The sequence below is a fragment of the Serratia proteamaculans genome (assembly GCF_008830365.1).
Lineage (GTDB): Bacteria > Pseudomonadota > Gammaproteobacteria > Enterobacterales > Enterobacteriaceae > Serratia > Serratia proteamaculans.
Genome location: NZ_WBKI01000001.1, coordinates 399610 through 412671 on the forward strand (window position 1 = coordinate 399610; position 13062 = coordinate 412671).

At 52.2% G+C, this 13062-nt stretch carries 14 protein-coding genes and 1 other annotated feature; of the genes, 13 read left to right on the forward strand and 1 reads right to left on the reverse strand.

Annotation, left to right across the window (positions count from 1 at the left end; all coding sequences use genetic code 11):
• The first annotated feature begins 150 nt into the window (after positions 1-150).
• Together F8R23_RS01935 and F8R23_RS01940 are read left to right on the forward strand one after the other, a co-directional pair.
• A complete protein-coding gene (locus F8R23_RS01935) occupies positions 151-1434 on the forward strand; it encodes an SLC5/6 family protein (RefSeq protein WP_129934850.1) in 1284 nt (427 codons plus the stop codon).
• A gap of 149 nt (positions 1435-1583) precedes the next feature.
• On the forward strand, positions 1584-2717 hold the full coding sequence (locus F8R23_RS01940) for an ABC transporter substrate-binding protein (RefSeq protein ID WP_129934849.1): 1134 nt from the start codon (positions 1584-1586) through the stop codon (positions 2715-2717).
• Between the two features lie 43 nt (positions 2718-2760).
• Here the strand turns inward: F8R23_RS01940 and F8R23_RS01945 are convergent, their stop codons facing one another.
• Complete coding sequence (locus tag F8R23_RS01945; RefSeq protein WP_129934848.1) at positions 2761-3450, reverse strand: MarC family NAAT transporter; 690 nt, start codon at positions 3448-3450, stop codon at positions 2761-2763.
• Between the two features lie 394 nt (positions 3451-3844).
• On the opposite strand from F8R23_RS01945, the gene F8R23_RS01950 reads away from it, so the two are divergent.
• The 11 genes from F8R23_RS01950 to F8R23_RS01995 all read left to right on the forward strand — a co-directional run bounded on the left by F8R23_RS01950 (position 3845) and on the right by F8R23_RS01995 (position 12984).
• Positions 3845-4468 carry a hypothetical protein gene (locus tag F8R23_RS01950; RefSeq protein WP_151415184.1) on the forward strand — a complete coding sequence of 208 codons (624 nt, stop codon included), beginning with the start codon at positions 3845-3847 and terminating at the stop codon, positions 4466-4468.
• Between the two features lie 225 nt (positions 4469-4693).
• Positions 4694-6622, forward strand: a complete 1929-nt coding sequence (gene thrS / locus F8R23_RS01955) for a threonine--tRNA ligase (protein WP_112347559.1) — start codon at positions 4694-4696, stop codon at positions 6620-6622.
• Between the two features lie 3 nt (positions 6623-6625).
• A complete protein-coding gene (gene infC, locus F8R23_RS01960; protein ID WP_013812633.1) occupies positions 6626-7177 on the forward strand; it encodes a translation initiation factor IF-3 in 552 nt (183 codons plus the stop codon).
• A gap of 98 nt (positions 7178-7275) precedes the next feature.
• On the forward strand, positions 7276-7473 hold the full coding sequence (rpmI, locus tag F8R23_RS01965; RefSeq protein WP_085116448.1) for a 50S ribosomal protein L35: 198 nt from the start codon (positions 7276-7278) through the stop codon (positions 7471-7473).
• Positions 7474-7516: 43 nt separating this feature from the next.
• Positions 7517-7873, forward strand: a complete 357-nt coding sequence (gene rplT / locus F8R23_RS01970; protein WP_004943595.1) for a 50S ribosomal protein L20 — start codon at positions 7517-7519, stop codon at positions 7871-7873.
• Positions 7874-7988: 115 nt separating this feature from the next.
• Positions 7989-8111 (forward strand) — a sequence feature (Phe leader region).
• Complete coding sequence (pheM, locus tag F8R23_RS24195; protein ID WP_106120997.1) at positions 7993-8037, forward strand: pheST operon leader peptide PheM; 45 nt, start codon at positions 7993-7995, stop codon at positions 8035-8037. It overlaps the preceding feature by 45 nt.
• 122 nt (positions 8112-8233) lie before the next feature.
• On the forward strand, positions 8234-9217 hold the full coding sequence (pheS, locus tag F8R23_RS01980) for a phenylalanine--tRNA ligase subunit alpha (protein WP_151415185.1): 984 nt from the start codon (positions 8234-8236) through the stop codon (positions 9215-9217).
• 14 nt (positions 9218-9231) lie between these two features.
• Positions 9232-11619, forward strand: a complete 2388-nt coding sequence (gene pheT / locus F8R23_RS01985; protein WP_151415186.1) for a phenylalanine--tRNA ligase subunit beta — start codon at positions 9232-9234, stop codon at positions 11617-11619.
• Positions 11620-11623: 4 nt separating this feature from the next.
• Positions 11624-11920: an integration host factor subunit alpha gene (gene ihfA / locus F8R23_RS01990; protein WP_004943604.1), complete on the forward strand. Its 297-nt coding sequence runs from the start codon at positions 11624-11626 to the stop codon at positions 11918-11920.
• Positions 11921-12143: 223 nt separating this feature from the next.
• Positions 12144-12275 (forward strand): hypothetical protein, encoded by a 132-nt coding sequence (locus F8R23_RS24365; protein ID WP_261101208.1) that lies wholly within the window; start codon positions 12144-12146, stop codon positions 12273-12275.
• Between the two features lie 268 nt (positions 12276-12543).
• The gene (locus F8R23_RS01995; protein ID WP_129934844.1) at positions 12544-12984 is read left to right on the forward strand and encodes a DUF2502 domain-containing protein; all 441 of its coding nucleotides are present in this window, start codon (positions 12544-12546) and stop codon (positions 12982-12984) included.
• Positions 12985-13062 lie beyond the last annotated feature (78 nt).

Here is a 13062-nt window from a genome sequence, read left to right on the forward strand (position 1 = left end):
GGGCAGCGTTTTTAATTATCCTTTGCCGTCCTTTGACCAGGCATAAGAATGAAAATCTGAGTTAATCCACTGATTATTATTAAAAATTCGCGGAGAAGGATATCCCGTTAGGCGCAATCGTTGTCGCTGCAGATTAAGGTAAGCTTTCCTATGAGTACGATTTCTCCCGATTCAGGCACGCTGGTTTCCGCCCAGCCGGGCAAATGGAACAAGACTGACACCGTCTGGATGTTCGGTCTCTATGCCACTGCGGTGGGGGCAGGTACGTTGTTTCTGCCGATCAACGCCGGCTTAAACGGCCCACTGGTGCTGTTGTTGATGGCACTGTTTGCCTTCCCACTGACTTATTTACCGCACCGTGCCCTGAGCCGCTTTGTGCTTTCCGGCTCCAGCCGCGACGGCAATATCCATGATGTGGTGGTCGAGCACTTTGGCGTGCTGGCCGGAAAAATCATCATGGTGCTGTACCTGATGGCGTTCTTCCCGATCGTGCTGGTGTACAGCATTTCGATCACCAACGCGCTGGACAGCTTCCTGACTCATCAGTTTCGCCTGACGCCGCTGCCACGCATCTGGCTGAGCCTGGCGGTGGTGGTGGTGTTGAATCTGGTACTGCTGCGCGGTAAAGATGCCATCGTTTCGGCGATGGGCATGCTGGTGTTCCCGTTGTTGGTATTTTTGATGGGCATCTCGCTGTACCTGATGCCGACCTGGCAAACCGCCAACTTCGTCAGTGGCCTGGCCAACACTCAGTTCAGCAGCCCGGATCTGTGGCATTCGTTGTGGCTGGCCGTGCCGGTGATGGTGTTTTCTTTTAGCCATGCGCCGATCATTTCGTCCTTCGCCTCGACCCAAAAAAGCCTGTATGGCGAGCTGGCTGAACGCCGCTGTGCGCGTATCATGCGCTACAGCTATGTGTTGATCTGCGTTACCGTGTTGTTCTTTGTCCTCAGTTGTGTGCTGAGCCTGTCCCACGAAGAAATGCAGCAGGCGAAAGATCAAAACATTACCGTGCTGACCACGCTGGCGAACAAATTCTCCAACCCGCTGATCGCCTATTTGGGGCCGATGATGGCGATGCTTGCAATGGCCAAGTCCTATCTGGGCACCTCACTCGGGGTGACCGAAGGGGCGACCAGCCTGATTGACGGCCTGACGCGCGCCGTCGGCAAACCGTTAAGTTCGCGTATTACGCACCGAATTTCCGCCGTGTTGTTGTTCCTGCTGACCTGGGCGGCAACGGTCTGGAACCCAAGTGCACTGCATATTATTGAAACCATCAGCGGCCCGCTGATCGCGGCGATCCTGTTTATTTTACCGATGTATGCGGTACGTGCTGTGCCTGCCATGCGTCGCTACCGTGCGCTGAGCAACGTCTTCGTGCTGGTGATGGGCCTGATTGCGCTGTCGGCGCTGATTTACGGCCTGATTTAACCTGTGTGGCGCGCCGAAACTGGCGCGCCATCTTGCTGCTGTTCACATCCCTTTTCAATTAAGCGAAAACTCGACCGGCGTTCTCTTTGATAATGGGAGCAATTCTCATTATTATTTCTGGATTAATTTCCAACGCTAAGGAGTTTTACGTGCACCGTCGAATAACCCTGCTGGCTTTGGCCTGCGCCTGTGGTTTGTCTGCCCGGGCGATGGCAACCACTTATCCACTGACACTGACCGATACCGCCGGACAGACGGTAACGATTAAACAAGAGCCGAAACGCATCGTGGTGCAGGACGGGCGCGATATTCTGACGCTAGCCTTGCTGGACCGTGCCGATCCCTTTACCCGGCTGGTGGCGTGGAACAACCTGCTGAAGAAAAGTGATGGCGAAACCTGGAAAATCTTGCAGAGTAAATGGCCTGAAGCGAACAACATTATCGATATGGGGTTCAGCGACAAAGGCGAGATCAACCTCGAAAGCGTGATCGCCAAACATCCCGACCTGATGGTGGCGCAACTGCGCTCCAAACCCTCACTGAGCCAGACCGGCGTACTCGACAAGTTGCAAGCGTTGAATATTCCGGTGCTGTTTATCGACACCATGCTCAAGCCGGTGGAAAATACGCCGAAAAGCATTAGCTTGCTGGGGGAAACCCTGAACCGTGAGAGTGAAGCGAAACAGTACACTGATTTTTATCAGCAGCACTATCAGAGCATCCTCGACAAAACCAAAACGGTAGAGCCAAAGCCCCTGGTGTTTATTGAAGCCAAAGCCGGCCTGAATGGGCTTGAGTCTTGCTGTTTCACCCATGCGCACGTGGGTTGGGGTGGGATGATCGAGGCGATAGGGGCACGCAATGTCGGTTCTGCACTGTTGCCGGGCGCGACCGGTGACGTCTCGCTGGAAAAAGTGATCAGCATGAAGCCGGACGCCTATATTGTTTCCGGTTCCCAATGGGCCAGCAAAACCAACGCTGCGGTGCCCTTTGGCTATGGTGTGACGCAACAGCAGGTGGATGACGCTTTCAATCGCATGAAGCAGCGCCCGGGCTTTGCTCAGGTCTCGGCGGTGAAAGATGGCCGCTTCTACGGCATTTACCACAATTTCTACAACCACCCGTACAATATTGTCGGGCTGGAGTATTTGGCGAAATTTATCTATCCAAATCAGTTCAAGGATTTGGATCCGGCGAAAACCTACAGTGAGATCCTCAGTCGTTTTACCGAAGTACCGGAAGGTAAGGGGATTTTGGGCGCACAGGCCCCGGCAGGTAAATAGTGAAGTGGGCGCGATTCATTCATTATCGCGCCCGTTTAATCGGTCAGGCAACGGCTGGCGTATAGGTCGAGATGATCTCCAGGATGCCGTTGATAATAAACTGTACGCCCATACACACCAGCAGGAAGCCCATCAGGCGTGAGATTGCCTCAATGCCGCTTTGACCCACTAAACGCATGATTGCACCGGAGCTGCGCAGGCAGGCCCACAAAATCAGGGCGACCGACAGGAAGATCGCTACCGGTGCGACCAGCAGCACCCAGTGTGCAAATCCCAGCGTATTTTCTTTAACGCTCGAGGCCGAACTGATGATCATCGCAATGGTACCGGGGCCGGCGGTGCTGGGCATCGCCAAGGGGACAAAGGCGATATTGGCCGAGGTTTTCTTACGCAACTCATTGCTTTTGCTTTCAACCTCGGGAGCCTCATCCGCACTTTGCTGCGGGAACAGCATACGAAAGCCGATAAACGCCACAATCAACCCACCGGCGATCCGTAAGCCGGGAATCGAGATACCGAAGGTGTTCATCACCAACTGGCCGGCATAGAACGCCACCGTCATGATGAAGAACACGTAAACCGATGCCATCAACGATTGCTGGTTGCGTTCTTCGCGGGTCATATTGCCCGACAGCCCGAGCAACAGCGCGACGGTGGTCAGCGGGTTGGCCAGTGGCAGCAGCAGTACCAAGCCCAGACCGATGGCCTGGATTAACTGCAAAATACTTGTCATAACGCAAACTCCCTGTTTTCAGTCAAAAGCGCGGCGCAGCTTATTGCCTGGTTTGCCCTGCAAGTCGCGGCAGCAATATGAGACTAAAGGTTAAAATAAAATGGTTTTTTGCAACATCAACCCGGACTCTGCCGTTAGTGGCATCAGAATAGCGGGAGTGGGGGATCTTCGCCATAGCTGATTTTTGAGTGGAAAATGCATCGGGAGCCCGTTGAACCAACGTCGGCAATCTTTTTTCCTGCGCTTACCTTGGTGGTTTTGCCTGAGATTTTTGTTTTTTATGGCGCTTTGGCGCTGTGCCGGCCCCGAGAAGGGCCTATTTCGCATTAATTGCCACGATCCCCATAGACAGAGGCCTACCATAGGCGCGCTTTAAATAATAACGAGTATGACTATGAAACATGATCTGCAAATTATACTGGGGAAAGTAAGTCGTTTTCTGCTTTATAGCCTGTTACTGGCCGGCTTGATGGGGCTGATTTTTATCGATGTGCATTGGCTGCATAACTTTGTCTACGAAACCTCTTTAACTGAAATAGCCCAGGAGCTGATGCTTGCGACTATCTCATCCTGCTTTTTCATTGCGGCATGTCGGCAACCCACTTACCGACCGGCGTGGATGTTGGTGAGCGGGTTTTTCCTGTGCATGCTGATTCGTGAGATGGATTTTGCTTTCGATATGCTCTGGCATGGCGCCTGGATGTGGTTTGCCCTGGCGGTTACGCTAATTTGTCTGGGGTATGCGTCACGTCATGTCGCTGCCACCATGCAGGGCCTGGTGCATTTTGTGACGCACCCGAGCTACGGCATGATGTGTGCTGGTCTGCTGTGCATTTTGGTGTTCTCGCGCCTGTTTGGCATGAATTTACTGTGGCAGACATTGATGATCGATGGTTACAACCGGGTGGTGAAGAATATGGTTGAAGAGGGGTGTGAACTCCTGGGGTATACCTTCTGCTTGATTGCCACCCTGAGTTACCTGAAAGGCTCTTTATCGTCATGCAAGGTAGATATTTGATGAGCGCGTTTGAATTGCAGTTTATTTATCCGAAACATTTTTAGTGATAGTATCCACTTAGCCAAATATGGCTGTGAAGGTATGCTTTTCATTCTGTGTACCAGGTTAGGTATCAATCTGGCAATTGTGGGCGAGATCTGAAACCTAACTGACTAAATCCCAATCCAATTTTCGTACTGCATGTGATCTGTCGTGTGGGTCACCACTGTAGATAAGGAATTATTAATGCCTGTTATTACTCTTCCTGATGGAAGTCAGCGTCATTTCGAAAACCCTGTTTCCCCCCTCGATGTTGCCCTTGATATCGGCCCTGGTCTGGCGAAAGCCTGTATTGCCGGCCGTGTGAACGGCGAATTGGTTGATGCTGGCGATCTGATCGAGTCAGATGCGCAATTGGCGATCATCACCATCAAGGACGCCGAAGGCCTGGAAATCATGCGCCATTCTTGTGCGCACCTGTTGGGCCATGCGATCAAACAACTGTGGCCAGACACCAAAATGGCCATCGGCCCAGTGATCGACAACGGTTTCTACTATGACGTTGATATTGACCGCACCCTGACGCAGGAAGACCTGGATCTGCTGGAAAAGCGGATGCACGAGTTGGCCGACAAAGATTACGACGTCATCAAGAAAAAGGTGAGCTGGCAAGAAGCTCGCGATACCTTTGCTGCGCGTGGTGAAAACTACAAAGTGGCGATTCTGGATGAAAACATCAGCCATGACGACCGTCCTGGCCTGTATCACCACGAAGAATATGTCGACATGTGCCGCGGCCCGCACGTACCGAACATGCGTTTCTGTCATCACTTCAAACTGCAGAAAACGTCGGGCGCTTACTGGCGTGGCGACAGCAAGAACAAAATGCTGCAGCGTATCTACGGTACTGCCTGGGCAGACAAGAAACAGCTGAATGCTTACCTGCAGCGTCTGGAAGAGGCTGCCAAGCGCGATCACCGCAAGATTGGCAAGCAGCTCGACCTGTACCATATGCAGGAAGAAGCACCGGGCATGGTGTTCTGGCACAACGACGGCTGGACTATTTTCCGCGAGCTGGAAGCCTTTGTGCGCATGAAGCTCAAAGAGTACCAGTATCAGGAAGTAAAAGGGCCATTTATGATGGACCGTGTGCTGTGGGAAAAAACCGGCCACTGGGAAAACTATAAAGACGCCATGTTCACTACCTCGTCGGAAAACCGCGAGTATTGCATCAAGCCAATGAACTGCCCGGGTCACGTGCAGATCTTCAACCAGGGCCTGAAGTCTTACCGCGATTTACCGCTGCGTATGGGCGAGTTCGGCAGTTGCCACCGTAACGAGCCTTCGGGTTCTCTGCATGGCCTGATGCGCGTGCGTGGTTTCACTCAGGATGACGCCCATATCTTCTGTACTGAAGAGCAGGTGCGTGCTGAAGTGAATGAATGCATCAGAATGGTCTATGATGTGTACGGCACCTTTGGCTTCGACAAGATTGCGGTGAAACTGTCCACCCGTCCTGAGAAGCGCATCGGTACTGACGATATGTGGACCCGTGCGGAAGAGGATCTGGCTGCGGCGCTGACTGAAAACGGGATTCCGTTTGAATATCAGCCGGGTGAGGGGGCCTTCTACGGACCAAAAATTGAATTTACTCTGCATGATTGTTTGGATCGTGCATGGCAATGTGGTACCGTGCAGCTCGATTTCTTCTTACCGGGCCGTTTAGGCGCATCGTATGTTGGCGAAAACAACGATCGCGTGGTCCCGGTAATGATTCACCGTGCTATTTTGGGCTCCATGGAGCGTTTCATCGGTATCCTTACCGAAGAATACGCAGGGTTCTACCCAACCTGGATTGCTCCGGTACAGGTGGTGGTGATGAATATCACCGACAGCCAGTCTGATTATGTCCAGCAATTGACCAAAAAATTGCAGGACGCAGGTATTCGCGTTAAAGCGGACTTGAGAAATGAGAAGATTGGCTTTAAAATTCGCGAACATACTTTACGACGGGTTCCATACATGTTGGTGTGCGGTGATAAAGAGGTCGAATCAGGCAAAGTTGCCGTTCGTACCCGCCGTGGCAAAGACCTGGGAAGCCTGGACGTAAACGAAGTCGTAGACAAGCTGCTAAAAGAGATTCGCAGCCGTAGTCTTCATCAACTGGAGGAATAAAGTATTAAAGGCGGAAAACGAGTTCAACCGGCGCGTCCTAATCGCATTAACAGAGAAATTCGCGCGCAAGAAGTTCGCCTAACCGGCGTCGATGGCGAGCAGATTGGTATTGTCAGTCTGAATGAAGCTCTTGAAAAAGCTGAGGAAGCGGGCGTTGATTTAGTAGAAATCAGCCCAAATGCCGAACCGCCAGTTTGTCGAATCATGGATTACGGCAAATTCCTCTACGAGAAGAGCAAGTCGACAAAAGAACAGAAGAAGAAGCAAAAAGTTATTCAGGTCAAGGAAATCAAATTCCGTCCTGGTACCGATGATGGCGACTATCAGGTCAAACTACGCAACCTGATTCGCTTTCTGGAAGATGGCGATAAAGCCAAAATCACCCTGCGTTTCCGTGGGCGTGAGATGGCGCACCAACAGATCGGTATGGAAGTGCTTAACCGCGTCCGTAAAGACCTGTGTGAAGATTCTGATCTGGCCATTGTCGAATCCTTCCCTACGAGGATCGAAGGCCGTCAGATGATCATGGTGCTCGCACCGAAGAAGAGGCAGTAAGGCTTCCAAGTAATAGAACCCACGCAGCGCTTGCGTTGTGTGGGCTTTATTCGCCTCACTGATTCGTTGTTTAACAATGCGAAGTGGATTTAATTAAAATGCCAAAGATTAAAACTGTACGTGGTGCAGCCAAGCGCTTCAAAAAAACCGGCAGCGGTGGTTTTAAGCGCAAGCATGCTAACCTGCGTCATATTCTGACCAAAAAAGCAACCAAGCGTAAACGTCACCTGCGTCCGAAAGGCATGGTGTCACAAAACGATCTTGGCTTGGTTATTGCGTGCCTTCCGTACGCATAAGCCATTTTTTTTGAATCTAGAATAAGACTTTAGGAGAGAGCATATGGCTCGCGTAAAACGTGGTGTAATTGCACGCGCACGTCACAAGAAAATTTTAAAACAAGCGAAAGGTTACTACGGTGCCCGTTCGCGCGTTTATCGTGTTGCCTTCCAGGCAGTAATCAAAGCAGGTCAGTATGCTTACCGTGACCGTCGTCAACGTAAGCGTCAGTTCCGTCAGCTGTGGATTGCACGTATCAACGCAGCTGCTCGTGTGAACGGCCTGTCTTACAGCAAATTCATTAACGGCTTGAAAAAAGCTTCTATTGAAATTGACCGTAAGATCCTGGCTGACATCGCAGTCTTCGACAAAGTGGCCTTTGGCGCACTGGTCGAGAAAGCGAAAGCAGCACTGGCGTAAGTCAGTTATTAAAGAGGGAGCTTGCTCCCTCTTTAATCTTTGTTTTCAGCTACGAATATTGACTTTTATTGACCGCCGCCGTATCACTGGTGGACAATCATCGACAAGGTAACGCAATCATGAACGCTGCTATTTTTCGTTTCTTTTTTTACTTTAGCGCCTGAACTCAGGAGGCTTTGCGCGTAAGAAAAGAAACGAAAAGTAGCGCCTAAGCCTCCCCTGTGGAGGCTTTTTTGTTTTTGGCCATCTCCAGTCATTGCCGGGCTATAACTTAAAATGCTTTGGAGATGCGCTAAAGGCGTGTTCGAATAATAGATAACAATTACTTAGAGCCATATCGGCCAGAGGAAGAGGAAAGCAATGCCACATCTCGCAGAGCTGGTTGCCAATGCCAAGGCAGCCGTAGAAGATGCCCAGGATGTTGCCGCGTTAGATTTGGTACGCGTCGAATATTTAGGCAAGAAAGGCCATTTTACCTTGCAGATGCAATCGCTGCGTGACGTGCCGGCAGAAGATCGCCCGGCAGCCGGAGCGGTGATCAACCAGGCAAAACAGGCGGTACAGGAAGCGCTGAACGCGCGTAAGAATGCGCTGGAATCTGCTGCGTTGAATGAGCGTCTGGCGGCAGAAACCATCGACGTTTCCCTGCCGGGCCGTCGTATGGAAAACGGTGGGCTGCATCCAGTGACCCGCACCATCGACCGTATCGAAGCCTTCTTCGGCGAACTGGGTTTCTCCGTAGAGACCGGGCCTGAGATTGAAGACGACTATCATAACTTCGATGCGCTGAATATTCCGGGCCACCACCCGGCGCGCGCCGATCACGATACCTTCTGGTTCGACGCCACGCGTTTGCTGCGTACCCAGACTTCTGGCGTGCAGATCCGCACCATGAAGAACCAGCAGCCGCCAATCCGTATTATTGCGCCTGGCCGCGTTTACCGTAACGACTATGATCAGACGCACACCCCAATGTTCCATCAGATGGAAGGCCTGATTGTCGACAAAGACATCAGCTTCACTAACCTGAAGGGCACGTTGCATGATTTCCTGAATAACTTCTTTGAAGAAGATTTGCAGGTTCGTTTCCGTCCTTCTTACTTCCCGTTTACCGAACCTTCCGCTGAAGTGGATGTGATGGGCAAAAACGGCAAGTGGCTGGAAGTGCTGGGCTGCGGCATGGTTCACCCGAACGTGCTGCGCAATGTGGGTATCGATCCGGAAATTTACTCCGGCTTCGCTTTCGGTATGGGTATGGAGCGTTTGACGATGCTGCGTTACGGCGTCACCGACCTGCGTGCATTCTTCGAAAACGATCTGCGTTTCCTCAAACAGTTTAAGTAAGGCGGGAATATCACATGAAATTCAGTGAACTCTGGTTGCGCGAGTGGGTAAACCCGGCCATCAGCAGCGAAGCATTATCCGATCAAATTACCATGGCCGGCCTGGAAGTGGACGGGGTGGAACCGGTAGCCGGTGCCTTTAACGGCGTAGTTGTGGGCCATGTTGTTGAGTGCGGCCAGCACCCGAACGCTGACAAACTGCGTGTGACCAAGATCAACGTGGGTGGCGATCGCCTGCTGGATATCGTCTGTGGTGCACCAAACTGCCGCACCGGTCTGAAGGTAGCCGTTGCTACCGTCGGCGCAGTGCTGCCAGGCGATTTCAAAATCAAAGCTGCGAAACTACGCGGTGAGCCTTCAGAAGGGATGCTTTGCTCGTTCTCCGAACTGGGTATTACTGATGATCACGACGGTATCATTGAGCTGCCGGAAGACGCGCCGATTGGCACCGATATCCGTGAATATCTGAAGCTGGATGACAACGCGATCGAAATCAGCGTAACGCCGAACCGTGCCGACTGCCTGGGCATTATCGGCGTGGCGCGCGATGTGGGTGTATTGAACCAGGTTGCCCTGACCGAGCCGGACATGAGCCCGGTGGCGGCCACCATTAATGATACGTTGCCGATCCGCGTCGATGCGCCTCAGGCGTGCCCTCGTTACCTTGGTCGCGTAGTGAAAGGCATCGACGTCAAGGCGGCCAGCCCGCTGTGGATGCGTGAGAAGCTGCGTCGCTGCGGTATCCGTTCCATTGATGCGGTAGTGGATGTTACCAACTACGTGCTGTTGGAACTGGGCCAGCCGATGCATGCCTTCGACCTGAACCGCATCGAAGGCGGTATCGTGGTGCGTATGGCGAGCGAAGGTGAAACCCTGACGCTGCTGGACGGCAACGAAGCCAAATTGAACGCTGATACCTTAGTGATTGCCGATCACCAGAAAGCTTTGGCGATGGGGGGGATCTTCGGTGGCGAACACTCCGGTGTGAATGAATCCACCCAGGACGTGCTGCTGGAATGTGCTTTCTTCAGCCCGCTGGCGATTACCGGCCGTGCACGCCGTCAAGGTCTGCATACGGATGCTTCCCACCGTTACGAGCGCGGTGTTGATCCTGCGCTGCAGTATAAAGCCATGGAGCGTGCGACTCGCCTGCTGATTGATATCTGTGGCGGTCAGGCTGGCCCGGTTATCGATGTGACCGCCGAAAGTGAGTTGCCAAAGCGTGCCACTATTACTTTGCGTCGTGAGAAGCTGGATCGTCTGATTGGCCACGTGGTGCCAAGCGAGCAGGTCAGCGACATTCTGCGTCGTCTGGGCTGCCAGGTAACCGAGCAGGGCGATAACTGGCTGGCGGTTGCGCCGAGCTGGCGTTTCGATATGGAAATCGAAGAAGACCTGGTGGAAGAAGTGGCACGTGTTTACGGCTACAACAACATACCTGACGTGCCGGTCCGTGCTGATCTGATCATGACCAAGCATCGCGAAGCGGATCTGACGCTGAAGCGTGTGAAAACCATGCTGGTCGATCACGGTTACCAGGAAGCCATCACCTACAGTTTCGTTGATCCTAAGGTACAGGCCTTGCTGCACCCGGGTGAAGAAGTGCTGATCCTGCCAAGCCCAATCTCGGTAGAGATGTCTGCGATGCGTCTGTCGCTGTGGACCGGCTTGTTGTCCGCCGTGGTTTATAACCAGAATCGTCAGCAGACTCGTCTGCGTCTGTTTGAAAGCGGCCTGCGCTTTGTCCCTGATACTGCGGCAAATCTGGGTATCCGTCAGGACGTCATGCTGGCAGGGGTGATTGCGGGCCATACGCATGAAGAACATTGGGATCTGGCGCGTAAGCCAGTCGACTTCTATGATTTAAAAGGGGATCTGGAGTCTGTCCTGGAACTGACCGGTAAATTATCCGAAATTCAGTTCAAGGCAGAGGCTAATCCGGCCTTGCACCCAGGGCAAAGCGCAGCCATTTATTTCCAGGGCCAACGTGTCGGTTTCATCGGTGTGGTTCATCCGGAACTTGAGCGTAAACTGGATCTTAACGGCCGCACAGTGGTATTTGAACTGGAGTGGGACAGGGTCGCAAGCCGCGCCGTGCCTCAGGCGCGGGAGATTTCTCGCTTCCCGGCAAACCGTCGTGATATCGCTGTTGTGGTGGCTGAAAACGTCCCCGCAGAAGATATTTTGGCAGAGTGTAAGAAAGTTGGCGCAAATCAGGTAGTTGGCGTAAACTTGTTTGATGTGTACCGTGGCAAGGGCGTGGCAGAGGGTTATAAGAGCCTGGCTATCAGTCTGGTATTGCAGGATACCGCTCGTACACTGGAAGAAGAGGAGATAGCCGTTACCGTTGCAAAATGTGTAGAGGCTCTAAAACAGCGATTCCAAGCATCCTTGAGGGATTGAACCTATGGCGCTTACTAAAGCTGAAATGTCAGAACACCTGTTTGAAAAGCTTGGGCTTAGCAAACGGGATGCCAAAGACCTGGTAGAACTGTTTTTCGAAGAGGTTCGTCGTGCTCTTGAAAACGGTGAGCAGGTTAAACTGTCAGGTTTTGGCAATTTTGATTTGCGTGACAAGAACCAACGTCCGGGGCGTAACCCGAAGACCGGCGAGGACATTCCGATTACGGCGCGCCGCGTGGTCACTTTCCGTCCAGGACAAAAGCTGAAAAGTCGGGTAGAGAACGCAAGCCCGAAAGAGTAAGTTGCATGAAACCAAAAAAGGCCGCTTTTGCGGCCTTTTTCTTTTTAACGTTAGAGGTAAATTTCGGTTTATTTTTAAACGACGAAAGAATAGATAATTCACTCAATAATATTGATACCTGTAATGCACATTAAAATAACCTATGGCTTGCGGATTATTCTTATGGTTATTTTTTTGACGGAGATAGAAATAAAACAGAGGCCGAAGCCCCTGTTGACTAATAATGATTGTAGTAGTGGCTTTGTCCGCCACCGCCACCGCCACCGCCACCGCCACCGCCACCGCCACCGCCACCGCCACGGTGACCACCACCGTGAGGCCCGAAGCAGCAGGCGCTGAGCGCCACGGACAGTAGGGTGACGGTCAAAAAAAGCCCAATGCGTTTAATCATAATAGTATCTCTCTGATGGGTTTCAGATTAATTATAAAGACCAACAAGGCTTGCGGTATGTCAGCGATTCGTTAACGGTTGTTAGCGGCTATTTTATTCAAGCAATAAAAATAGAATGTATGGAATTTGTAAGGGGGATGAAAACGATCTGAAAATAGGCATTAGTGAGATAGGCGCAAAATAAACACACTGATATAACCCCCTCAGCGAGAAAATAAAGTAGGAGCGAAAAATGAAAAAAATCCTGTTGCTGGTGTGTTTACCGCTGCTGCTGCCAGTAGCGGCGCAGGCGGATGTCTCGATTGATATCAACGTGCCGGGTGTTGCGGTGCATCTGGGGGATCAGGACCGGCGGGGTTATTATTGGGATGGCTATGACTGGCGTCCGCCGCAGTGGTGGCATGAGCACCAGGGGCGCGGCAAGGGTGAACGCAATAATCGTGGCATGTACTGGGATGGTGGCCGTTGGCAATCTTCGCCACCGCGGGGTAACGAACACGGTGGCCCGGATCGGGGCGGCAACCCTTTCCACGGTGAGCGCGATAATCGTAACGACGGTAACCATCATGACAACGGCGGCCGCGACAATGGCCGTGACCATGACAAGGGGCGCGGCAATGACAATAGTCAGGGTAAACCCTATCCGCAAAAGGGTAACGACCAGCGTCGATAATTGATTCAACGGCGGCTGGTTTTGCCATCACTTACGGGTGATTGGCAAGATCAGCTGCTGTTTTCCCGCAATTCTCCT